This is a genomic window from Polaromonas sp. P1_G2 (assembly GCF_056405515.1).
The window spans coordinates 1-23,571 of record NZ_JBFUBY010000034.1; the positions used below are offsets into that span (position 1 = coordinate 1).

Genomic DNA, 23,571 nt, shown 5'->3' on the forward strand with positions numbered 1-23,571 from the left:
CAGCACCACGCGGCTGGAGGGCACTGCTGCCACCTACAACGCCCGCATGAACCAGGGCAAGGCCACGCTACAGGCCCCGCTGGGCCGCGCCGAAAGCCAGGCCTTTCTGGCCGCGCTCAACCTCGAGGCCTCGCAGCTGGACATCCGCTTTCCGCTGCAGGTCGTGTCGACCGGCCTGCCCTACCTGCTGGTGCCCGCCGCGGGCGGACTGGACCGCGCGCGCGTCGTGCACCCGGCCTTCGAGGCATTGCTGGCCACCGTGGGCGCCAAGTTTGCCTACGTGCTGGACGTGGCGGCGCGCGAAGGCCGCACCTGGGACAACGCCGGGCTGGTGGAAGACATCGCCACCGGCAGCGCGGCCGGCCCTGTGGGCGCCTACCTGCTGCAGCACGGCGCGGCGGCGGCGGGCGAGCTCATCACGCTCAAGCAGGGACGCTTTGTCGGGCGCCCCAGCAAGATCACCGTGCAGGCCAATGCGACCGGTGAAATCCTCGTCAGCGGTGGCGTCGTGGTGCTGGCGCGCGGGCAACTCCTTTAAGAGCGGCTCCAGGTCGAAGAGGTACATCTGCGGCGCCGCGGACTGCGTACTTCCAGGCAAGTTGCGGCATGATGGCGCTGCCGGCACCGCGACAAAGGCTGCCCCAGGAGGAAAACCATGAACATCTGCATACACCTTGCTTCGGCGCAGCTGCGCGGTCTGCTCACCGCCGGGGCTGCGGCCCTGGCGCTGCTGCTTGGCGCCGCGCCGACGCAGGCCGCACCGTTTACGGCGGCGGACGAAAAAAGCGTGCGCGGCGTGATCGAAAGCCAGCTCGCCGCGTTTGCCAAAGACAACGCGGCCAAGGCATTTTCATTCGCCGCACCCAATGTGCGTGAAGCCGTCGGCAACGCCGCCGGTTTCATGGCGATGGTGCGCAGGGACTACCCGGTCGTGTACCGCCCAGGCTCGGTGGCATTCCTGAAAGCCGAGGGCAAGGACGACCAGGCCATCCAGCGTGTGCAGATGACGGATGCCGGCGGCGCTTCGTGGCTGGCGGTCTACAGCCTGGAGCGGCAACGAAACAAAGCGTGGCGCATCACCGGTTGCGCGGTGGTCGAAAACCGGAACCGCATGACCTGATGCACGGACGCCGGCTCAGTGTCGGCGCCCCCGTTGGTAGAGCGCCGGCATGGGTCAGCGCCCAGGCAGGCGCCGCCGCGCCGTCGAAACTGCCGCTGCAGGATGGCTTCCTCGCGACAGGGAGTCGATACACGGTTTACAGCGGGTTACCCGCGCGGACCCCGCCAGCGGCTAAGGTGGCCGGTACTGCTGCGTTGCGGCACTTCGGAAGCCACCATGAACATGCCTGCCAGCTCACTTGAACTCCCACGCCTGCCGGTTGAACCGGCTTCACCGTCCCGCAGGGAAGGCCTGCCAACGCCGCGCCAGGCGCCGCTTCAGGGCGCCACGCTGCCCGGAGAATCGCCACTCAAAGTCAGGACCCGCTGCCCCGGCTGCCTTTCAGGCTCCCTGTCCCTTGTCTACCAGGAGCCGTACACCGGCGCGGGTATCCAGGCGTATCTCGCAAGACACTATGAAGGCCATGCGTCCGCCACAGCCGACGCGGGCGTCTATGCCCTCGCCCGCTGCGACCATTGCGGCCTGGTCTTCCAGCAACAGGTGCCCAACGACCCCTTGCTCGGCGAAATCTACAACGACTGGGTTCCGGGCACCGAGCTGGAGCGCGAACACCGCAACTACAGCCTGGACGAATACCGCTACCTCGCCGAGCAGGTCCAGTTCATCATCCAGCACTTCGGGCTGCCGCCGGGTGATCTCGACATGCTGGACTTCGGCTTCGGCTGGGCACACTGGTCGAAGATGGCCATGGGCTTCGGCTGCAATGTGTGGGGTGTTGAATTGTCCGAGGAGCGCGCCCGCCATGGCCGGTCCGTCGGGCTGCGGGTCGTCGGCCTGGGCGACCTGCCGGCCAGGAGGTTCCGTTTCATCAATACCGAGCAGGTCTTCGAACACCTGACGGAACCCCGGCTGGTGCTCGAAAAACTGCGCGACGCGCTGTCGGGCGACGGCGTCATCAAGATCAGCGTTCCCGATGCGGCGGCCGCGTTGAAAAAAATCAGCCAGGGGAAAAATTTCGGCGCGCTTTCAGCCGGCGACCAGATGCCGATCGCCCCGCTGGAGCACATCAACGCGTTCAGCCACGATTCTCTGGTGGCCTTCGGCAAGGAGTTCGGCCTCAAGCCGCTGCACCCCAGCTTTTACCGGCTCTACAACAGCGCCTCTGGGATGCTGCAACCCAAAAACCTGGCACGGGTGCTTGCCCGCCCCCTCTACCGGCACGTCTTCCCGCAGACAACCTTCGTCTACTTTGTGCGGGCTTAGAGCTCATTTTAGTTACATATAGAAACAATTAGCGGAGCAAGCGTTCCACGCAGCGCAAACGCGGTATGAGTCCTTCGGGCAGGACGTGACGTTGAGACTGACGCGCGACGATGAGGCAGCTTCCCCTCTGAGACTTCCCATTTTGACGCGTACAAAAAGACAGCGTTCAATTCATGTTTTCATGAAAAAGTTCCGGTTTTAAAAGTTCATCCGCTTGACTTGGGGACGGGGTTCGCGGACATTGTTAACACCTTGTAACATATGACGCCGACCCTCTGGCCCAGCGTGAAACACGCCCTGCCAGCCGGCCGGCGCCACAACACGATGCCCGCACATCATGAAACTCAACCAGCTCTTTGGAACAAAAAGCGAACCTGCAAGGACCGTCGGCGCCAGCCTCCCTGAATCGGAGGGTTCTCTCCCCGGCGAAGAGAATTCYGCCCTTGCCTTGCGGCGGCAGCTCATCCAGGTGCTGTTGCGCGATACCGCCCGGCGGGCGGGCATCCCGTCGCAGTGGCTGGACTGCCAGATGTTGCTGACCTCCAGCCGCCACGGTGAAGGCATGCACGTGCGCATCATCATGAAACACTGGGACCAGCGCCTGCTGACCTACGCGGTGGCGTTCGAGAAAGCCCTGATGGCCGACCTCAAGCGTTTTGAGCCGCATGCCGATGACTGGTTGCATGGCATTTCATGGCAGCTGGACGGAGGCGCCAGTTGCCCCCACCAGAAGCTGCCCGACCCCAGCGTGTGGACGCAAGCCCACTGACGCAAGGCCGTCGGCAGGCGCCCATCCGCGGGCGCCTGCGATAAATTTCAATAGCTTCCGATGTAGTCCTTCTTGCCCACTTCCACGCCGTTGTGGCGCAGGATGGCGTACGCCGTGGTGGTGTGGAAGAAGAAATGCGGCAGGCCGTAGTTGAGCAGGTAAGACTGGCCCGTGAAGCGCTTTTCCTTGGGCGTGCCGGCCTGCGTGACGATCTCGCGCGTGGCGGCTTCGTCAAACTTCGCCGCACCCAGTCCCTCGATGAAGGCCAGTATGCTGTCTATGCGCGCCTGCAGTTCGGCAAACGTGGTTTCCTTGTCTTCGATTTTTGGCACTTCCACGCCGGCCAGCCGGGCCGACACGCTCTTGGCGAAGTCGCTGGCCACCTGCACCTGGCGCAGCAAGGGAAACATGTCGGGGAAAAGGCGCGCCTGCAACAGCGCGTTGGGGTCGATGTTCCTCGCGGCCGCGTGGGCCTCGGCCTTGGCCAGGACGCCCTTGAGGCCGCCCAGCATCTGCTTGAAAACGGGAATGGAGGTGGTGTAGATGCTGCTGGTCATGGGGAAATGCTTTCTGTGAGGAGTAAATGGCCGGGGCGGCGCATGCCGCGAGACGCATTCTCGCCGGGTTCAGCCGCAGCCGCTTTCCGGGCGCCGGGTACCCGCAAATGCCGCCAACGTTTTGCGCGTACTTTTACATCCGGGTACCGGACAGCGCTTTTATGCTCATAAAGACGTAGGACGCCATCGCGACACGCACTCTGCGTACGCAGAAACTCCTAATATCAATATCAGTAAGCCATGGCTGCACCCCGCAGCCGGCGCTACCAGCGTGAGGTACCCATCATGTTCACCCTCCCCAAAACCCTTGTTGCCCTGGCGGCCAGCAGCGCCATCCTGCTGTGCGGCGGCCCCGCCTTCGCGCAAACCACCAGCAACCCCGAAGGCGCCCGGCTGGCCGCCAACTACAGCGCCTTCGCCGGCTCACCGGAAAACGCCCGCTCCATGGTCAACGGGCTGCGCACCGGCACCGCCATCACCCTGGGGCCCAGCCTGACCGGCCCCAACGCCACGGCGCCCGCCGCCAGCCTGTCGCCGTCCACCGGCAAGATGGGCTACGGCAACGTCAACATCGCCATCTCGCTCGCCAAGACCTCGCTGGCGCAGCAAGGCATCAGCAATCCGACGCCGGGGCAGCTCTCGGCCGCACTGGGCGGCGTGCTCGGGCAAAGAAGCGAGGGCATGGGCTGGGGGCAGATCGCCAAAGGCATGGGCGTGACGCTGGGCTCGGTCGTCAGCGCTTCACACACCGACAAGAGCGGCAAGGCATCCAGCCATTCCGCCAAGGCAGACAGCGTTGCCAAAGCCGACATCGCGGGCAAGGGCCTGGGCACCGGCAAAGACGCCGGCCATGGTGGCGGCAAGGGCAACGGTAACGGCGGCGGCAATGGCGGAGGCAACGCGGGCGGCAACGGAGGTGGAAACGGCGGTGGTGGTGGCGGTGGCGGTGGTGGCGGCGGGAAAAAATAAGACTGCCGGCAAGCGCCCACACCTTCCCAGCCACTCCTGGCTGCACAACACCGCTGCATCACCCGATCCGGCGGTTTTTTTTTGCCCGGGCGTAGCCAGCGGCCCGGACAGGATGGCGTGCGCGCAAAATAGTATGCTGTCATACAATTTYCCGGCAATGCCCTCGCCCTCGCTATTCCTCCGGCCGCCGCCGTTCTGAAACCACGGCATCGCGCCGCACCACAAAGGCCCACCATGAATGCCCCCCTTCCCAACGCCACCCGCAGCGCCGTGCAGGCCGCCGACCTTGCCGCCCTGCCGCTGATTGAAAAATGGGTGTCTTTTGCCTCCGTCTCCCGCGACAGCAACCTGCCCCTGCTCGACTGGACGCAGGCGAAGCTTGAAGCCCTGGGCATTGAATGCCGCCGCACCTATGACGACAGCGGCAAGAAGGCCAACCTCTGGGCCACACTGCCCGCCGAAAACGGCGAAACCAGGCTGGGCGGCCTGGTGCTGTCGGGCCACACCGACGTGGTGCCGGTCGACGGCCAGCCCTGGGACACCGACCCCTTCGCGGCGCAAATCATCGGCGACAAGCTCTACGGCCGCGGCGTGACCGACATGAAGAGTTACGGCGCGACCGCGCTCATGATGGTGCCCGAGCTGCTCAAGCGCAAACTCAAGCGCCCGGTGCACCTGGCCTTCAGCTACGACGAGGAGGTTGGTTGCATAGGCGTGCGCCGCATGATTGCCGACATGGTGGACCAGGGCTACAAACCCGCCGGCTGCATCGTCGGCGAGCCCACCGGCATGCAGGTGGTGATCGCGCACAAGGGCAAGCACGCCTACAAGACCTCGGTGCGCGGCTTCGAGGCGCACTCCTCGCTCACGCCGCTGGGCGTCAACGCGGTGGAGATCGCCTGTGAATTCGTCGCCCACCTGAGATCCATGCACCGCCGCCTGGTGGCCGAAGGCCCCTTCGACCCGATCTACGACGTGCCGCACACCACCATTCATACCGGCGTGATCGCCGGCGGCACCGCCCTCAACATCATCCCGCGCGACTGCGACGTGACCTGGGAGATTCGCCACCACCACATGAATTCGCCGGTCGAACTGTTCAACGAGGCCAAGGCCTTCGCCGACAGCCTGGTCCCGGCCATGCAGGCCGTGGCGGCCGATACCGGCATCACACACAAGCTCAACTCCGTGCTGCCCGGCTTCGCGACGGAAGCCGACAGCGAGATCGCCCGGCTGTGCTTCAAGTGCGCCGACGTTGATTCGAGCTCGGGCGCTGGCAAGGTGTCGTTTGGCACGGAAGCTGCATTGTTCCATCAGGTCGGTGTGCCGACCATCGTGTGCGGCCCCGGCCACATCGCGCAGGCACACCAGCCCAACGAATGGGTCACACTCGACCAACTCGCCTGGTGCGAGCGCTTCATGCGCCGCCTGGCCGATGAAATCTGCGTGAACTGAAAACCTGATCCGAACCGCAACCACCCTTCACCCGAAAGAAACCATTCCATGATGCAACGCCGAGATTTCCTGGGCACCGGCCTGGCCCTTGCCGCAGGCGGCGCCCTCGCCCAGTCCAATGCCAAGATCGCGCGCATCGTGGTGCCTTTTGCGCCGGGCGGCGTGCAGGACTTGCTGGCGCGCGCCATGTCCACCGAGCTCGGCCTGGCGCTGGGCCAGACCGTCATCATTGAAAACCGGCCCGGCGCCGGCGGCACCGTGGGCACGGCCTTTGTCGCCAAGTCGGCGCCCGACAGCGGCGCCATGGTGCTGGGCGCGGCCAGCCACAACATCGCCGGCACGCTGTACACCAAGCTCAGCTACGACCCGCAAAAAGACTTCGCCCCCATGGCGCACATCGGCACCGCCGACTACGTGCTGATGATCCACCCCGACGTACCGGCCAGAACCGCCGCCGAGTACATCCGTTACGCCAAGGCCAATCCCGGCAAGCTCAACTACGCCACCGCCGGCGTCGGCAGCGCCACGCACCTTTCAATGGCCTACTTCAACGGCCTGGCCGGCATCGATGTGGTGCACGTGCCGCTCAAGGCCACGGGCGAGGCGATCAACGAAGTGATCTCCGGCCGCGCCCATGCCGTGATCGCCGCCAGCATAGGCGCGCTGGCCTTTGCCAAAGACAGCCGCATACGCCTGATCGGCGTGACTTCGCCCAAGCGCTCCAAATATTTGCCCGATGTCCCCACCATCGCTGAAAGCGGCCTGCCCGGCTACCAGTTCGATTCATGGTTCGGACTGCTGGGCCCCGCCGCCACACCGGTGGGCGAGGTCAACCGCGTCAACGCGGCCATGGCCAAGGTCCTCAAAGACCCGGTGGTGCTGGAGCGCCTGGACAAGCAGGGCATCGAGCCACTGGCCATGAGCAACGCCGACTTCGCGAAGCTGCTGGCGGTCGACTACAAGCGCATGGCGGAAGTCGTCAGGGCCTCGGGCGCCAAGGTCGAATAAACGGCGAAGCGGCGCCCTGGTCGGCGGGCGCAGCCCGCCGAAGCATGGCATGATAAATGCGTCATCCATTAGCTATTTGAAAGTCGCTTCATGCGGCTTTTTGTTTGCGGGGAGCACGAGACGCCTGGTCAAGGGCGCAGTTGCGATGAAAGTCTGATACATGACCTGGTCCCTCATCGCGCGCGATTCATCGGGCGCGTTCGGCGTGGCGGTTGCCAGCAAATTTTTTGCCGTGGGCGCACTGTGCCCGCACGCACGCAGCGGCGTGGGCGCGGTGGCCACGCAGGCGCTGGTCAATCCGCTGTATGCCGCGCCGGCGCTGGACGGCCTGGCCTTCGGCCAGTCTCCCGACTACATCATCAAGCGACTGACCTCGGCCGACGAAGGCCGTGACCACCGCCAGGTGCACCTGATAGCCGCAAACGGCCAAACCGCCGGCTACACCGGCAGCGCCTGCATAGACTGGTGCGGCCATACGGCAGGTGTTGGCTACTCCGTCGCCGGCAACATGCTGGCCGGCCCGCAGGTGGTTGAAGTCACGGCGCTGGCCTATGAGGCCAATGCTCAACTCCCTTTTGCCGAACGCCTGATCACCGCCCTCGCTGCCGGCGAAGCCGCGGGCGGCGACAAGCGCGGCAAGCAGGCCGCCGCACTTTTGATTTACACCACAGAAGACTACTGCGCACTGGACATCCGCGTGGACGACCATGCCGAGCCCCTGCAGGAACTGCGCCGCCTCTATGACAAAAGCCTGGAGCGCTACCAGCCCTTCAGCACCTGCCTGCCTTCGCGCCGCAGCCCCGCAGGCATCACCGACCGTGCCGTGATCGAGGCCGAGATCACACGTTTTCACGCACTGCGCAGCGGAGCCGCCGAATGACGGTTTTGCTCGAGGTGAGCGGCCTGCGCACCAGCTTCAAGCTCGAAGGCGGCGGCGAATTCGCCGCGGTGGACGGCATCAGTTTTTCCGTCTCCTCCGGCCGCACGCTGGGCATCGTCGGGGAATCAGGCTGCGGCAAAAGCGTGACCTCGCTGTCCATCATGGGCCTGCTGCCCAAGGGCCAGGGGCGTGTCTCCGCGGGCTCCATCCGCTTTGAGGGCACCGACCTGGCCACGCTGGGCCCGGACGCGATGCGCGCATTGCGCGGCAACCGCATGGCCATGATCTTCCAGGAGCCCATGACCTCGCTGAACCCGGCCTTCACCATCGGCGACCAGCTGATTGAAGGCATACGCTGCCACCGCGACATCAGCGCGGACGAGGCCAGGGAGCATGCCATCGCCATGCTGCGCCGCGTGCGCATTCCCTCGCCCGAACAACGCATCGACGAATACCCGCACAAGCTCTCGGGCGGCATGCGCCAGCGCGTGATGATCGCCATGGCGCTGGCCTGCGAACCGCAGTTGCTGATCGCCGACGAACCCACCACCGCCCTGGACGTCACCATCCAGGCCCAGGTGCTGGACCTGATGCGCACGTTGCGCGAGGAAACCGGCACCGCCATCATCCTGATCACGCACGACCTGGGCGTGATCGCCGAGCTGGCCGATGAGGTCGTCGTGATGTATTCCGGCAAGATCGTGGAGCGCGCGCCCGTAGCCCGCCTGTTCGCCGAGCCGCAGCACCCTTACACCATCGGCCTGCTGGGCTCCATCCCGAAACTGCACCTGGCGCAGGACCGCCTTAACGCCATCGAGGGCCAGGTGCCCACCCCCATGACGCGCATGGACGGCTGCCGCTTCGCGCCGCGCTGCCCGTTTGCCATCGACAAATGCAGCCAGGAAGTGCCGCCGCTGATGGACATGGGCGACGGCCACGAAGCAGCTTGCTGGCGCGCGCCGCTGGATGCAGGCATGGCAACCCGCCGCGCCGCCGCCGCCGTCACCAGCGAGGTGATGCCGTGAGCGCGCTGCTGAAGGTCGAAAACCTGATCAAGCATTTCCCGGTGCGCCCGCACCTGTTCAGCCGCTCCAAGGCGGTCGTGCATGCGGTCGACGGGCTCAACTTTGAACTGAACACCGGCGAGACCATGGCGCTGGTCGGTGAATCCGGTTGCGGCAAATCCACCGTGGGACGGCTGGTGCTGCGCCTGCTGGACGCGACCTCGGGCCAGGTCTGGTTTGACGGCGAGGACCTGATGGCCCTGCCGGCCGGCCGCCTGCGCGCCAAACGCCGCGAACTGCAGATGATCTTCCAGGACCCGTATTCCTCGCTGAACCCGCGCATGACGGTGGAGCAGGCGCTGACCGAGCCGCTGGCCCTGCACGGCCTGGCGCGCGGCCGGCACCGCGAACGCGCCGCCGAGCTGCTGGACCTGGTGGGCCTGGCGCCGCAATACCTGCAGCGCTATCCGCATGAATTCTCGGGCGGCCAGCGCCAGCGCATCGGCATTGCGCGCGCGCTGGCGGTGGAGCCGCGGCTCATCGTCTGCGACGAGGCGGTGTCGGCGCTGGACGTGTCCATCCAGGCGCAGGTCGTCAACCTGCTGCAGGATTTGCAGCGCCGCCTGGGCCTGGCCTATGTCTTCATCGCGCACGACCTCGCGGTGGTCAAACACATCGCCTCGCACGTGGCGGTGATGTACCTCGGCCAGATCGTCGAATACGCCGACAAACAAAGCCTGTTCGCGCAGCCCCGCCATCCGTATACGCAGGCGCTGCTTTCCGCGATCCCGGTGCCCGAGCCGGGTCTCAAGCGCGAGCGCACGCTGCTGCAGGGCGACGTGCCCAACCCGATCACRCCGCCTTCGGGCTGCCGCTTCAGGACGCGCTGCCCCCACGCTCGAGACCGTTGCGCCGAGGAAGTGCCCGCCCTGCGTTCGCAAGGCGGCCACGCCGTGGCCTGCCATTTCTGGGAAGAGATCAAGGCGCCGGCCGGCATTACCGGCGGCGCCGTCGTGAACGAGAGGCTGCTCCGGCTCCAGGCGGCCTTTCATGCGCAAGCGGCCTGATGGAGACCCATGATGTTCATCCCAACCCCAGATATCTCCGGCGCAAGGCAGCCGTCCAAGCCATCCATCATCGCAATCGACAACCGTGAAGGAAGAACCATGAGCACCAAAATCCTGCTGGCCCTGACATTGGCCGCCACCGCCTGCGCCACGCAAGCCCAAACCCTGCGCATAGGCCTGGCCGAAGATCCGGACGTGCTGGACCCGACGCTGGCGCGCAGCTTCGTGAGCCGCATTGTGTTTTCCTCACTGTGCGACAAGCTGGTCGACATCGATGAAAAACTCAACATCGTGCCGCAGCTGGCCACCTCTTACACCTGGTCGGCCGACAACAAGGCGCTGACCCTGAAGCTGCGCAGCGGCGTGACTTTCCATGATGGCGAAAAATTCGACGCCGCCGCGGTGAAGTTCAACATCGACCGCCACAAAACCCTCGCGGGCTCGAATCGCCGCGGCGAGCTGGCGCCCGTCACCACGGTAGACGTCATCGACGACCTCACCGTGAAGATCAATCTGAGCGCGCCCTTCTCTCCGCTGCTCAGCGTGCTGGCCGACCGCGCCGGCATGATGGTTTCGCCCAAGGCCGCGCAGGCCGCGCCCACCAACTTCGGCACCAGGCCGGTGTGCTCGGGCCCCTTCAAATTCACCGAACGCGTGGCGCAGGACCGCATCGTGCTGGAACGCTATACCGGCTACTGGGACAAGGCCAACATCCACTTCGACAAAGTCGTCTTCCAGCCTATCGTCGACGCCACCGTGCGCCTGGCCAACCTGCGCTCCGGCCAGCTCGACTTCATCGAGCGCGTGGCACCCTCCGACATCGCCTCCATCAAGGCCGACAAAAAGCTCTCCTTCTCGCGCATCACCGAGCTGGGCTACCAGGGTATCACCATCAACACCGGCAAGAGCGACCAGGCGCAGAAGAATCCGCTGGGCCGCGACCCGCGCGTGCGCGAGGCTTTTGAGCTCTCGCTGGACCGCGCCGGCATCGTGCAGGTCGCCATGGACGGCGAAGCCACGCCGGGCAACCAGTGGGTGCCACCCGCCAACAGCTTCTATGCCAAGAACGTCCCCATTCCCAAGCGCGACATCGCACGCGCCAAACAGCTGCTGAAAGAAGCGGGTGTGCCCAACCCCGTTTTCACGCTGATGACGCCCACCACCTCTGATGCCCAGCGCGTGGCCCAGGTGGTGCAGGCCATGGCCAAGGAGGCTGGCTTTGACGTGAAGATCCAGTCCACCGAATTCGCCACCTCGCTGAACCTGGCCGACAAGGGCCAGTTCGACGCCTATGTGCTGGCCTGGAGCGGCCGCGCCGACCCGGACGGCAACCTGTTCAGCTTCTACGGCTGCAAGCAGCCGCTGAACTACAGCGGCGAATGCAGGCCGCAATGGGACGAGTTGCTAAACCGCTCGCGCAACACGCTGGACACCGCCGGGCGCATCAAGGTGTTTGCCACGCTGGCCGCGGAAGCCGACAAGGTCAAGCCTGTTGTTTACCTGTTCCACCGCAACTGGCTGTGGGCCTACAACAAGAAAATCACCGGCATGCGCACCGTGCCTGACGGGCTGGTCCGCATCCAGGGTTTGAAGATGTAAAAGCAGGCCGCGCCCGACTCACATGCTCCAGTACCTCCTCAAGCGGCTTGCCGCGATCATCCCGACCGTGTTCTTTGTCACGGTCATCATCTTCGGGCTGCAGCAACTGCTGCCCGGTGATGCCGCGTCGGTTCTGGCCGGGGAAAACCAGGACCCCGAGGTGATCGCCTACCTGCAAAAGAAAATGCACCTCGACGAGCCGCTGCCCATGCGTTACGCCTACTGGATTTCCGGCGTGTTCCACGGCGACCTGGGCGAATCCATGCGCATCCAGCAGCCGGTGCTGGGCCTGATCAAGGAGAAGCTGCCGGTCACGCTGCAACTGGCGGCCATGGCCATGGTGATCGCGCTGCTGATCGGCATCCCGGCCGGCATCGTCTCGGCCGTCGGCAAGGACTCGGCCTGGGATTACCTGGCCAATGTGATCGCGCTGTGGGGCTTGTCCACGCCCAACYTCTGGCTGGGCATTTTGATGATCCTGGTGTTCTCGGTGCAGCTGGGCTGGTTGCCGGCCTCGGGCTATGTCAGCCCCTTTGAAGACCTCGGGGCCAACCTGGCGGCCATGATCATGCCGGCCTTTGTGCTGGGCAACGCGATTGCCGCCGTGCTGATGCGCCACACGCGCAGCGCCATGCTGCAGGTGCTCAATGCCGACTACGTGCGCACCGCGCGCGCCAAGGGCCTGACCGAGCGGCGCGTGGTGCTCAAGCATGCGCTGCGCAATGCGCTCACGCCCATCATCACGCTGGGCGCGCTGGAGTTCGGCACGCTGCTGTCGGGCGCGGTGCTGACCGAGCAGGTGTTTTCGATTCCCGGTTTCGGCAAGCTGATCGTGGACGCGGTGTTCAACCGCGACTACGCTGTCGTGCAGGGCGTGGTGCTGTTCACCTCCAGCGTCTACATTTTGCTGAACCTGCTGGCCGACCTCGCGTATTTTGTGGTCAATCCACGGCTGAGGGGTTGAGGCATGAGCGCTGTCCTGCCCGCCGCCATTCCGCGTGAGGCCACACCGGCCCGCCGTGCGCTGCGCCGCCTGATGCGGCGCCGCGGCGCCATGCTGGGCCTGGCGATCGTGCTGATTTTTGTGACACTTGCGCTGTTTTCGCCATGGATCGCACCCTACGACCCGATTGCCACCAGCTGGAGCGCCGTGCGCAAGCCGCCCAGCCTGCAATACCTGTTCGGCACCGACGAAATCGGCCGCGATGTGCTCTCACGCGTGGTGTGGGGCGCGCGCGCCTCGCTGATGGCGGGCCTGGTGTCGGTTTGCATATCGATGGTGCTGGGCGTACCCATAGGCCTGCTGGCGGCTTACGTCGGCGGCTGGACGGACGGCCTGATCTCGCGCTTCACCGACGCCATGCTGGCCGTTCCCTTCCTGATCCTGGCCATCGCGCTGGCTGCCTTCCTGGGCCCCAGCCTCAGCAACGCGATGATCGCCATCGGCGTGTCGGCCACCCCCATCTTCATACGCCTCACGCGCGCGCAGGTGCTGGCCATGAAGGTGGAAGACTTCGTCGAGGCGGCGCGCGCCGTCGGCAACCCGCACTGGCGCATCGCGCTGCGCCACATCCTGCCCAATGTGCTGCCGCCGCTGATCGTGCAGGCCTCGCTGGCGATTGCCGCCGCCATCATCGCCGAGGCCAGCCTGTCCTTCCTGGGCCTGGGCCAGCAGCCACCGGCGCCCAGCTGGGGCAGCATGCTCAACACCGCCAAGAATTACGTCGACAATGCCCCCTGGATGGCGATCTGGCCCGGCCTCTCCATCTTTTTGCTGGTCCTGTCCTTCAACCTGCTGGGAGACGGCCTGCGCGATGCGCTGGACCCCAAGCACAAATAAAATAGACCTGCACCAATACGGCGCGCTTTTCCCTCATCCATCATGCCTACCTTCGACGCCCTCCACTACCCCTATGCCTCCCGCCGCAACGTGGTCTATGCCAACAAGGGCATGGTCGCCACCTCGCAGCCGTTGGCCGCGCAGGCGGGCCTGCAGGTGCTGCAGGCCGGCGGCAACGCGATTGACGCGGCGATTGCCACGGCCGCAGCGCTCACGGTAGTTGAGCCCAATGCCAACGGCATAGGCGGCGATGCCTTCGCGCTGGTCTGGCACGGCGGCAAGCTGCATGGGCTGAACGCCAGCGGCCCGGCGCCGCGCGGCATCACGCTCGACAAACTGACCAGCCAGGGCTTGACCGAAGTGCCCAAGTACGGGCCACTGCCGGTCACGGTGCCGGGCACGCCCGCCGCCTGGGCCGCATTGGCGCAGCGCTTCGGCAAATTGCCGCTCAAGACCTCGATGGCACGCGCCGTCGAACTGGCACGCGAGGGCTTTCCGGTCTCGCCCACCGTGGCGTCGGCTTGGCAGCAGGCCACGGCGCTGTTCCGTGAAAAGTTCAAGGAACCGTATTTCAAGTCCTGGTTCGACACCTTCGCGCCGGAACGCGCGCCGCAGCCGGGTGAGATCTGGCGCTCCGCCGCGCATGCCGACACCCTGCAATCGATTGCCGACACGGCCGCCGAAAGCTTTTACCGCGGTCCGCTGGCCGAGCGCATCGCGGCCTTTGTGCAGTCCGCCGGCGGCTACCTGGCCCAGGAAGACCTGGCCGCCTTCCAGGTCGACTGGTGCGACCCGATCAGCGCCAACTACCGTGGTTATGACGTCTGGGAGATCCCACCCAACGGTCACGGCCTGGTCGCGCTGATRGCGCTCAACATCCTCAAGGGCTATGACTTCATCGAGCGTGACAGCCTGCGCACCCACCACCTGCAGATCGAAGCCATGAAACTGGCTTTTGCCGACGGCCTGGCGCACATCGCCGACCCGGCGCACATGCGCGTGTCCGTGGCCGACCTGCTGTCGGACGCCTACGCGGCTGAGCGCCGCGCGCTCATAGGTGAGCGCGCTCTGCAGCCCATGCCGGGTGAGCCTTCGCGCGGCGGCACGGTCTACCTGAGCACGGCCGACGGCGAAGGCAATATGGTCTCGCTGATCCAGAGCAACTACATGGGCTTCGGCTCGGGCATGGTGGTGCCGGGCACCGGCATTGCGCTGCACAACCGCGGCAACAATTTTTCACTCGACGCCAAGCACCCCAACTGCCTGGCACCCGGCAAGCGGCCGTACCACACCATCATCCCGGGCTTCCTGACCCAGGGTGGCCGGGCCATAGGCCCCTTCGGCGTGATGGGCGGCTTCATGCAGCCGCAAGGCCATGTGCAGATGGTGATGAACACCGTGGACTTCGGCCTGAACCCGCAAGCTTCGCTGGACGCGCCGCGCTGGGAATGGGAAAGCGGCAAGCGCGTGAGCATAGAACGCTCCACACCCGAGCACCTCTTCCACGGCCTCGCCGGCCTGGGCCATCAGGTGGCATGGTCCGGCAACCGCATGGGCTTCGGCCGCGGGCAGATCATCTGGCGCAATGCCGAGGGCGTGCTTTGCGGCGGGACGGAGCCGCGCGCAGACGGCTCTATCGCCGCCTGGTAAAACTCCCGGCGCTCACCTGAGCGCAAGGCCGGCCGTGCTGGCCAGGTATTGCTCCATCACCGCCAGTTCGGCCACGGTGGGCGCACCCTTGCCTGCGATAACCGCGTACAGGTTTCCCCGGAAACCTTCACGCGGGTAATAGCTGATGTAGCCGCAGCCCATCAGCATCTGGGTGAAGGCGCTGGGCGCGAAGGTCGCTGCGCTGCTGCCGACTTCGGCGGAATTAAGGCGCAGCTTTTGCGCGCCGGCCACCGATGCCAGCGCCAGCACTGCCGGTGTGTTGACGGCGAGCCTGGCCGGCGCCAGCAACTGCACCGTCTGGCCCTTGGAGTCAATCCACCGGGCGCGCGGCTGGCCGTTCAGAAAACCCAGCTCCGAGGTCTGCGGGTCTTCCGTCTTGGAGGCCTGGAACACCACACCGGTGTTGGTAGCCACGGGAACGCTGAGGGCCGCGATGGCGAAATGCGCGTCTTCCAGGTTGTAGGGCACGCGGTTGCGCGGGTTGGGCTGCACGCCGGCCATGCGGCTGGATTTTTTGCACCAGAATCCGAAAGACTCGGGCACGCTGTGGTCGGAGTTCTTTTTGCCGTTGGTCACGCGCATCACGGGCACCGACATCGGCCCCGCAGCGCCGTTGTCCTTGTTCATCCAGTTGATCATCTCCAGGGCATTGCCCGGGCTGGATCCATAACCTGAATCCGACACGGCGCGCACCACCTGGCCCGCCGCGGCCGGCGCGCCCAGCAGGTAGTCGGTGTAACCGTCGGCCAGTTCCCATTTGCAGGCGCCGTACTTGGCGACGATGGCCAGCGCTGCGTCGGCAAGATTGGTTGCGGCATAGCCTGCCGGGTCCGTCAGCGAAAACACCTTGCGCGGCGGCGGCACCTGGCCGCCCAGTTGCCCATCGCTGGTGTAGCTCAGGGTCGCGATCTGGTTGGCGGCGGGTGTGTAAGTGAAGCTGTCCTGCCCATTGGCGCCCGCGGGAATCGTCAGGCGCGATTTGCTCAAGGTTCCGCCCTTGTTGGACGCCACCGTGAGCACCACCGGCTGGGCCAGGTTGCCGCGCGCATAAACGGTGATCGTGATCGGTGTTCCCGCCGGCGCATAGCCGGGCCCGTCGTCGAACAGGGTCGCCTGCACAATGCCGGCCGCGGCCTTGAGCACGCCCGAGACCGACGACTCCAGCGTCTTGCTCTGGTGCCAGCCGGGCACATGGTTGATGGCGTAGTTGCGGATCGGCCAGTGGTTGCCGCCCATCCAGGTGTAGACCTCGCAACCCGATTGCGCGGCGTAGACCGCCGTTTGCGCGAACATCGCYTCCCAGCGCGGGTCGTCGATCGGCATGCCGACCTCGGTGAGCGCCAGCTTCACGCCTTTGGCCGCAGCCCAGTCGACCGCGATCTTGAGCCGGTCCGCGCCGGTGGAGACCTTGATGGGACCGGTGCCGAAACCGGCGCTGTAGTTCTTGGCGACCTCGGTGTCGTAGTCAAAAAAGGCTCCGTTGCTGAAGGCGTCAAGGTACACGTGCACTTCATAAATCAGGTTGGTCCCCGTTAGCGGAAAGCCGGGATTCTTGGTGCCTATGGACATGGCCGAGTCGTACTGGTTGCCCGCCACATAGATAGGGTTGACGGTGTCGACCGCGCGTATCGCCTGGATGGCCGCCTGCGCGAACGTGGGCCAGATCGTGAGGTCTTCGCCGCCCTTCACGGCTTCCTCATTCGACGCGATGACGCCGCCCGGCTTGGGCATGTCGTGCGGCTCGTTCATGAGGCCGTAACCGCCGAAGCCCGGGTGGTTCTTCCACTTGGTCGCCGCGCGCGTCCAGAAATCGCTGAAGTGCGCGATCTTGAGCGTCGCGCCTGGCGCCAATGAAAAAAYCCGCGACTGGATCTGCACCGCATCGGTGGTGTAGGGTCTGAGCACGCCGCCTGGCGGCACGGTCAGGCCTATCACCGAGCCGTCGGGCTGGAAACGAAAATCCTGGTAGCGGCCGTAGTTGTGGTTGTCGATGATGCAGCGCGTGCCGGCGGCCGCATGGGCGTCGAGCACGCCGGTGATGAAGGCCTCATAACCCGCATGGAAGGCGCCCGGGTTGCCGATGGCCGCCTTCGCGGCCGCATTGGCCACCGTGTCGTGCAGCATGGGCTGCAACAGCTCCCACTGGATGGGCAGCCGGTTCTTCATGAAGCCGCAGGCGGCCAGGTAGGCCACGTCGGCCTTGCGCGGCACGGTGAAATGCAGGTTGGGCGCCGAGCTGGTGTTGGCCCGCAGGCCGGGCTTGGCCCATTCCATGCCCGAAAGATTGGTGCCCATGGCGGGCATGCCGGCCGCGGCGCGCGCGACGGCGGCTTGCGCCTGCCGGCTCACGCCGAGGGGAAGGGCCGCCAGGGCGCCGGCCGCCAAAGCGGTTTTGGAAAATTCGCGTCTTTGCATCGGAAGGCTTCTCCTGTTGCTGCATGTCTTTGAAAGACTCAGGTTAAGCCCGGTATTTCCGCTTCATTACAGTTTGAAGCAACACAATGCCTCGCTTACATTTGGCCCCTGTCAAGGCTGACAGGTTTGGACAGTGCGAGCGCGAAAACGCGAGGTCGGTGACAATAGCGCCAGGTATTTTTTGCCGCCACGGCCCTACCCTGGCAGCTTTCACAACACCGGTTTCGTGCAGGGGCCAAGAGCCCGCTGTCAATAGCACGAACGGCCTGATCTTTTTCCTTTCATGACCAAAAGTTTCTTCCGGGCAGCCCTGGTGCTGGGTTTGCTGTCCGCCATCGGCCCTTTCGCCATCGACATGTACCTGCCCGCCCTGCCCTCCATCGGGCAGAGCCTGGGCGCCTCCATGGGCGCGGTGCAGGCCAGCCTGATGGCCTTCTTCATCTCGCTGGGCATAGGCCAGATTGTTTACGGCCCGGTGTCCGACATGGTCGGCCGCAAGGCGCCGCTCTACTTCGGCCTGCTGCTGTTCGCCGCGGGCAGCATAGGCTGCGCGCTGGCCCCGGACATCCACACGCTGGTGGTGCTGCGTTTCATACAAGGCCTGGGCGCCTGCGCCGGCATGGTCGTGCCGCGCGCCATCGTGCGCGACCTGCACACCGGCCATGACGCGGCGCGGCTGATGTCGCTGCTGATGCTGGTCTTCAGCGTGTCGCCCATCCTGGCGCCGCTGGCCGGCAGCATTTTGATTGAGACCTTCGGCTGGCGCAGCGTGTTCTGGGCCGTCACGGTAGCCGCCGCCGCCGGGCTGCTGCTGGTGGGCTTCACCCTGCCCGAAACACGCCCGCCCGAGCAGCGGGTGGACAGCAGCTTCGGCAGCGCGATCAAGGCCTACGGCGTGCTGCTGCGCGACCGCCACTTCATGGGCCTGGTCTTCATAGGCGCCTTCGGCATATCGAGCTTCTTCGCCTACCTGGCCAACTCCTCCTTTGTGCTGATAGACCACTACGGCCTCACGCCACGCCAATACAGCATCGCCTTCGCCGTCAACGCGGCCTCCTTTATCGGCGTCTCGCAATTCACCGGCAAGCTGGCCGCGCGCTTCGGCCTGGTGCCCATCGTGAAGGTGGCGGTCACCGGCTACGCCGCTGTGATGGCGCTGCTGCTAATCGTCAACCTGGCCGGCATTGAACGCCTGGACGTGATGATCGCCCTGCTGCTGCTGGGCTACGGCTTCCTGGGCCTGGTGGTGCCGACCACCGCCGTGCTCGCGCTCGAAGAGCACGGCGCGATCGCCGGCACGGCCTCGGCCCTGATGGGCACCTTGCAGTTCGTGACCGGCGCGGTGGTGATGGCGACGGTCGGCGTGTTTGCCGACGGAACCGCCCTGCCCATGGTGGCCGGCATCGCGGGCTGCGCGCTGCTGGCGTATGCGATGTCGCGCGGCACGCTGGGTGGCGTACGCACCGCACCCGCCCCGGCGCGCCAAGAGCAGCTCTAGGCCTGCATGCGCAGGCGCCTGGCTGCTTCCTCAGCGCGTGCATCGTCGATTTCACCCATCACCGCACCCAGGTTGACCGGGCCGGTCTTGTGCGTGAAGCGGCCTGTCAACGCCGTCTCGGGCTGCAGCACGCCGCGCTGGTACAGGTCCCAGATCTCGCTGCCGTAGTCCGTCTGCAGCAACTCGGGCGCGAAACGGCCAAAAAAGCCGCGCATGTTGGCCACGTCGCGCAGCAGCATGCGGCCCGCGTGGTTGTTGCCGGCGGCGTCCACCGCCTGCGGCAGGTCGATGATCACCGGGCCGGGCCGGCCATCGGTCACGCCCAGCAGGATGTTGAACTCCGACAGATCACCGTGCACCACACCGGCGCACAGCATGCGCACCACCTCCGTGAGCAGGGTCGCGTGGTGCAGGCGCGCGTCTTCGGCCGTAAATTCGACGTCGTTCAAACGCGGGGCGGCGTCACCGTGCTCGTCGGTCACCAGTTCCATCAGCAACACGCCGTCGCAAAAGTTGTGCGGTTTGGGCACACGCACACCGGCCGCGGCCAGCCGGTAGAGCGCATCGACCTCGGCGCTTTGCCAGGCTGCCTCGGTCGCCTGCCGGCCGAAGCGCGTGCCCTTGGCCATGGCGCGCGCCTGGCGCGTGTTCTTGACCTTGCGGTTTTCGGTGTAGTCCACCGCCTGGCGAAAGCTGCGCTCGGTCGCGTCCTTGTAGACCTTGGCGCAGCGCGTGTCGTCACCACAGCGCACCACGTAAACCATGGCCTCCTTGCCGCTCATGAGCTGGCGCACGACGCTGTCGATCAGGCCTTCTTCGAGCAGGGACTGCAATCTCTGGGGTGTTTTCATGAAGGCCTTTTCAGCGAGCGGATTTCGAAATATTCAGGCCAATTCTGGCAAAGGCCGGCGCACAGCGGCTGGTTCAAGCACGCAGTCCTGCAGCGCCCCCGCCAGCCAGGCTTCGACCAGCACCGGGTCGTTGATCGTCTTGATCGCCTGGTAGGCCGTTTCCGCCTCGGGGAAACGCCGCCGCAAAAAATTGAGCCATTGCTTGAGCCGCCCAGCCCGGGCGCGCGTGTCAATCCGCGAACACACGATGCGCCAGAAATCTTCAATCAACGGCAGCAAGGCGGGCCAGCTGACATCCGCCTGCGCGCCCCGCCTGTCGGCCTTGATCGCCAGGCCCAATCCCGGGTCGCGCACCGCGCCGCGGCCAATCATCAAGGTATCGCAGCCTGAGAGTTCGCGGCAGCGCCGCGCGTCCTCCACCGTCCAGATCTCGCCGTTGGCGACGACCGGGATTTTCACCGCCGCGCGTATGTCGGCAATGCGCTCCCAGTAAGCCGGCGGCCTGTAGGCCTGGGCTTTGGTGCGGCCGTGCACCACCAGTTCGCCGGCACCGCCCGCTTCAATCGCGAGCGCGCATTCGACGGCACGCGCATCGTCGTCATAACCCAGCCGCATCTTGGCCGACACGGGCATGGAAGCCGGCACCGCGCGGCGCACGGCACCGACCACGGCGGTCAGGGTGTCAGGCTCCCTGAGCAGTGAGGCCCCGCCGCCGTGGCGGTTGACGACAGCCGCCGGGCAGCCGAAGTTGAGGTCTATGCCGTCCGGCCCCAAGCCCGCGAGCCGCGCGGCGTTCTCTGCCATGCAGTGGGGATCCGAGCCCAGCAGTTGCGCGCGCACCGGCACGCCGGCCAGTGTGCGGCCGCCATGGTGCAGCTCGGGCACGATGCGATAGAACACGCGCTCGGGCAGCAGCTGGTCGGTGATGCGGATGAACTCGGAGACGCAGCGGTCTATGCCGCCGACCCGCGTGAGGATGTCGCGCAGCACAAAGTCCAGCAGCCCTTCCATGGGGGCCAGCAGGACAGTGGCGTGTGCTTCAGCTTTCATCGCGCCCTCCATCGCATCCAAAGGCTACTTGGCGCCCAATCGCCACAGCGAGGTCACTTCGGCCGCGCGCGCCGCATGCAGCGCGTCGCCGGCGTCCGAGGCTTTGGGATGCTGCGGCTGCGCGTCAAGCCGGTCTATGACCTTGAGGCCTGCGGCATCGATGGCGGCCAGCAGCCAGGCGCGCGTGCGCAGGCCCAGGTGCTCGGCAAAGTCCGACAGGATCAGCCATCCTTCGCCCTTGGGCTCGAGGTGCGCGGCCAGGCTGTTGAGAAAACCCAGCAGCATGCGGCTGTCTTCGTCATACACCGCATGCTCGACCGGCGAGCCGGGGCGCGCGGGCAGCCAGGGCGGGTTGCAGACAATGATGTGGGCGCGGCCTTCAGGAAACAGATTGGCCTCGCGCACCTCAATCTGCGGAAAACCCAGCCGTTCACCAGGTCTATGTACTCGCCGCGTACCGGCGAGAACACGCCGTAATGCGGGTGGATGCGGTTGTGCGGCCCGTCTTCGCCCAGCGCGGGAATCGGCACGCCTTTGCGGCGCCATTCGTGGGCGCTGATGAAGCCCATCAGTTCACGCAGCGAAGCGACTGAAGAACCGTTACCTTCTTTCGCCGGCCCCCAGGCTTCGGCGCAAGCCTTTTTTGCGTCGGGTGCACGGCGCAGCGGGATGCTGTAGTCCGCATCAAATGGGATGAGCACCATGGACAGCACACGGGCACGCTGCGCCTGGGCCTGGCGGTGCAGGTGAAAAGCTTCGGGAAACACCGGCGCCGGCGCTTCAATCGGGACACTGGCCTGCGCGGCCTCACCAGCCTTCTGGGCCTTGACGCGTTTGTCGCGCTTGGGTTTGGCCGGTTTGTCGACACGTCGCGCCAGGGCTTGCACCAGCATGCGGGCATTCTGGAAGTCGCCGCGCCACAGCAGGCCCGTGCCCTCGCAAGCCAGGCGATAGGCGGCATCGGCGCTCAGGCTGTCGTCGGCGATGACCACACGCTTGGGCGGCGCGGCGCCGCGCTCGGAACGCCAGCGCGCGGAACGGGCTTCGCCGCCTTCCGTCCAGTGAATGAGCGCGGGCGCGGTAGATGAAGAGGCGGGAACGGCAGGGGAGGCAGGTGAAACAGGCATCGGGGACAAACACAGCAAAGGGAGCCAAGTGTTTTAACAGATGCGGCCTCCTGTTTGGGCTGAATGCCCTTAAAACGGCCTGCCAAAGCTGGAAATCGCCGCTTTTCCGGTGAAACACCGGTCAAGGCCCAGAGATTGGCGCTTGCGCGGAAAGGTCATCACGACCTGCCCGGGTTGCCTGGATTCCTTGGCCTGATCGCAGTGCTTCACAGCATTCGCTCCTATTTTCAGAAATCCACCTTCAATGTTCCGTGAGCGGACATTCGGCGTGAATGGCTGCCGTCAAAGCTCCTAAGGTGCGGCTTCTGGAGGGAATACGCCGCTGTCAGGCGTATCAAAAAACCATGCCATTTGAAATCAAACCGATTGACCAGCAGACTTTTGACGCGGTCTTCACGCCAAGGCTCACGAACCAGCTGAGCGGCCTTATTCACCCGACACGGGACTGGTTTGACTTGAGCCGCCGGCGGTGGATGGTGGAACAGGCCCGGGATATCTACTTCCTGGAAGCCAGCCTTGCCGGCCACTTGGACTGGGCCTTCAGCTATGTGCTGATCCAGAACGGCGATTTTGCCTTGGTCCGGACGGAAGACCACTTCCATTACTCTTTCGTGAAAGTCTCCGCGGGCTTTTTTCTCCGGATCGACGAGATCAAAGACCTGGTCGCGCAAGCGCTGCGCGTGGGCGGGATCTTCCTGGACGGCTGCTACGACCTGCCTCCCGGCTTCGGCATGAACCTGCCCAACATCAATGCCGTACCCCGCACACAATTCGTCCCTCACAGAACACGCAAAGCGAAATAAGCGCGTCGCCCGCCCCCTCTTCCAAAGCGGGGGGGCGCGGAACTGTCTTTGCCAAACCACCAGCGGTGCACTCTCTTCTCAAGCGGGGGCCGGGGTCCGGCTTTGCCGGCCCAAAGGCGCCCGTCCCCTGCAAGGGGAGAGGAAGCTACACGAAGTGAGCTTCAACAGGGGTGTACCTATCCCCCGTCCCCTGCAAGGGGAAAAGGCACTACACGAAGTGAGCGCCGATAGGGGTGTTCAGCCCGTCCAGCCGCCGCCCAAAGCCCGTATCAAGCCCACCGTGGCCAAATACTGCGCGGCCTTCACCTGCAAAGCCTGGCGGCGGTTGCGCAGTTCGCTGCGCTGGGCGTCCAGCAGCTCGAGCTGGCTGACAAAGCCGTTGCGGTAGCGTGAGTCCGACAGCACCGTGGCGCGCGTGGCCGAGGCCACCGAGCGCGACTGCGCTTCGGACTGTTCGGCCAGCAGGCGCAGGGCCGAAAGCTGGTCTTCCACGTCCTTGAAGGCGACGAGGATCTGCTCGCGGTAGTTGGCCAGCGCGATGTCGAGCTCGGCATTCGCGTTCTGCACGCCGGCCTGGCGGCGGCCGCCGTCAAAAATCGGCAGCGACAGCAGCGCGCCCACACCC

21 protein-coding genes and 1 pseudogene are annotated in these 23,571 nt (G+C 65.5%); 16 read left to right on the forward strand and 6 right to left on the reverse strand.

Annotation, left to right across the window (positions count from 1 at the left end; all coding sequences use genetic code 11):
* The 4 genes from AC1D0P_RS05670 to AC1D0P_RS05685 form a co-directional block, all read left to right on the forward strand.
* The coding region (locus AC1D0P_RS05670) for a PhzF family phenazine biosynthesis protein (RefSeq protein ID WP_477675813.1) at positions 1 to 538 on the forward strand (538 nt) is incomplete at its 5' end.
* A 117-nt stretch (positions 539 to 655) separates the two neighbouring features.
* Positions 656 to 1,120 carry a DUF4864 domain-containing protein gene (locus tag AC1D0P_RS05675; protein WP_477675814.1) on the forward strand — a complete coding sequence of 155 codons (465 nt, stop codon included), beginning with the start codon at positions 656 to 658 and terminating at the stop codon, positions 1,118 to 1,120.
* Positions 1,121 to 1,336: 216 nt separating this feature from the next.
* On the forward strand, positions 1,337 to 2,383 hold the full coding sequence (locus AC1D0P_RS05680) for a class I SAM-dependent methyltransferase (RefSeq protein ID WP_477675815.1): 1,047 nt from the start codon (positions 1,337 to 1,339) through the stop codon (positions 2,381 to 2,383).
* A gap of 337 nt (positions 2,384 to 2,720) precedes the next feature.
* Complete coding sequence (locus AC1D0P_RS05685; RefSeq protein ID WP_477675816.1) at positions 2,721 to 3,152, forward strand: hypothetical protein; 432 nt, start codon at positions 2,721 to 2,723, stop codon at positions 3,150 to 3,152.
* 47 nt (positions 3,153 to 3,199) lie between these two features.
* Here AC1D0P_RS05685 and AC1D0P_RS05690 read toward each other — a convergent pair whose 3' ends face one another.
* A complete protein-coding gene (locus tag AC1D0P_RS05690; protein WP_477675817.1) occupies positions 3,200 to 3,709 on the reverse strand; it encodes a DUF1993 domain-containing protein in 510 nt (169 codons plus the stop codon).
* Between the two features lie 285 nt (positions 3,710 to 3,994).
* Between AC1D0P_RS05690 and AC1D0P_RS05695 the strand changes: the two genes are divergently transcribed.
* From AC1D0P_RS05695 to AC1D0P_RS05740, 10 genes are all read left to right on the forward strand, one after another.
* A complete protein-coding gene (locus AC1D0P_RS05695) occupies positions 3,995 to 4,678 on the forward strand; it encodes a hypothetical protein (RefSeq protein WP_477675818.1) in 684 nt (227 codons plus the stop codon).
* 234 nt (positions 4,679 to 4,912) lie between these two features.
* A complete protein-coding gene (argE, locus tag AC1D0P_RS05700) occupies positions 4,913 to 6,133 on the forward strand; it encodes an acetylornithine deacetylase (protein ID WP_477675819.1) in 1,221 nt (406 codons plus the stop codon).
* 48 nt (positions 6,134 to 6,181) lie between these two features.
* A complete protein-coding gene (locus AC1D0P_RS05705; protein ID WP_477675820.1) occupies positions 6,182 to 7,141 on the forward strand; it encodes a tripartite tricarboxylate transporter substrate binding protein in 960 nt (319 codons plus the stop codon).
* Positions 7,142 to 7,301: 160 nt separating this feature from the next.
* On the forward strand, positions 7,302 to 8,021 hold the full coding sequence (locus tag AC1D0P_RS05710) for a DUF1028 domain-containing protein (protein WP_477675821.1): 720 nt from the start codon (positions 7,302 to 7,304) through the stop codon (positions 8,019 to 8,021).
* Entirely contained in the window at positions 8,018 to 9,046 is a 1,029-nt protein-coding gene (locus AC1D0P_RS05715; RefSeq protein WP_477675822.1) for an ABC transporter ATP-binding protein, read from the forward strand. The genes AC1D0P_RS05710 and AC1D0P_RS05715 overlap by 4 nt, the downstream gene beginning before the upstream one ends.
* Positions 9,043 to 10,092 (forward strand): ABC transporter ATP-binding protein, encoded by a 1,050-nt coding sequence (locus AC1D0P_RS05720; RefSeq protein WP_477675823.1) that lies wholly within the window; start codon positions 9,043 to 9,045, stop codon positions 10,090 to 10,092. The genes AC1D0P_RS05715 and AC1D0P_RS05720 overlap by 4 nt, the downstream gene beginning before the upstream one ends.
* Positions 10,093 to 10,191: 99 nt before the next feature.
* On the forward strand, positions 10,192 to 11,691 hold the full coding sequence (locus tag AC1D0P_RS05725; RefSeq protein ID WP_477675824.1) for an ABC transporter substrate-binding protein: 1,500 nt from the start codon (positions 10,192 to 10,194) through the stop codon (positions 11,689 to 11,691).
* Between the two features lie 22 nt (positions 11,692 to 11,713).
* Positions 11,714 to 12,655 (forward strand): ABC transporter permease, encoded by a 942-nt coding sequence (locus tag AC1D0P_RS05730; protein ID WP_477675825.1) that lies wholly within the window; start codon positions 11,714 to 11,716, stop codon positions 12,653 to 12,655.
* 3 nt (positions 12,656 to 12,658) lie between these two features.
* On the forward strand, positions 12,659 to 13,531 hold the full coding sequence (locus AC1D0P_RS05735; protein ID WP_477675826.1) for an ABC transporter permease: 873 nt from the start codon (positions 12,659 to 12,661) through the stop codon (positions 13,529 to 13,531).
* 42 nt (positions 13,532 to 13,573) lie between these two features.
* On the forward strand, positions 13,574 to 15,181 hold the full coding sequence (locus tag AC1D0P_RS05740; protein WP_477675827.1) for a gamma-glutamyltransferase family protein: 1,608 nt from the start codon (positions 13,574 to 13,576) through the stop codon (positions 15,179 to 15,181).
* Positions 15,182 to 15,193: 12 nt separating this feature from the next.
* Here AC1D0P_RS05740 and AC1D0P_RS05745 read toward each other — a convergent pair whose 3' ends face one another.
* Positions 15,194 to 17,617, reverse strand: coding sequence for a cellulase family glycosylhydrolase (locus tag AC1D0P_RS05745; protein WP_477675828.1), 2,424 nt, complete (start codon positions 17,615 to 17,617; stop codon positions 15,194 to 15,196).
* A 283-nt stretch (positions 17,618 to 17,900) separates the two neighbouring features.
* Here AC1D0P_RS05745 and AC1D0P_RS05750 point away from each other — a divergent pair, with 283 nt between their 5' ends.
* Positions 17,901 to 19,115 carry a multidrug effflux MFS transporter gene (locus AC1D0P_RS05750; RefSeq protein ID WP_477675829.1) on the forward strand — a complete coding sequence of 405 codons (1,215 nt, stop codon included), beginning with the start codon at positions 17,901 to 17,903 and terminating at the stop codon, positions 19,113 to 19,115.
* Here the strand turns inward: AC1D0P_RS05750 and AC1D0P_RS05755 are convergent.
* The 3 genes and pseudogenes from AC1D0P_RS05755 to AC1D0P_RS05765 form a co-directional block, all read right to left on the reverse strand.
* The gene (locus AC1D0P_RS05755) at positions 19,112 to 19,966 is read right to left on the reverse strand and encodes a PA4780 family RIO1-like protein kinase (protein ID WP_477675830.1); all 855 of its coding nucleotides are present in this window, start codon (positions 19,964 to 19,966) and stop codon (positions 19,112 to 19,114) included. The genes AC1D0P_RS05750 and AC1D0P_RS05755 overlap by 4 nt on opposite strands.
* Positions 19,967 to 19,999: 33 nt before the next feature.
* Entirely contained in the window at positions 20,000 to 21,016 is a 1,017-nt protein-coding gene (locus AC1D0P_RS05760) for a tRNA dihydrouridine synthase (protein WP_477675831.1), read from the reverse strand.
* A gap of 24 nt (positions 21,017 to 21,040) precedes the next feature.
* Positions 21,041 to 22,143: pseudogene (locus AC1D0P_RS05765) on the reverse strand (methyltransferase).
* Positions 22,144 to 22,415: 272 nt separating this feature from the next.
* Here AC1D0P_RS05765 and AC1D0P_RS05770 point away from each other — a divergent pair.
* On the forward strand, positions 22,416 to 22,946 hold the full coding sequence (locus AC1D0P_RS05770) for a hypothetical protein (RefSeq protein WP_477675832.1): 531 nt from the start codon (positions 22,416 to 22,418) through the stop codon (positions 22,944 to 22,946).
* A 237-nt stretch (positions 22,947 to 23,183) separates the two neighbouring features.
* Here AC1D0P_RS05770 and AC1D0P_RS05775 read toward each other — a convergent pair.
* Positions 23,184 to 23,571 (reverse strand): TolC family protein (locus AC1D0P_RS05775; protein WP_477675833.1); only part of this gene is annotated, 388 nt, incomplete at its 5' end.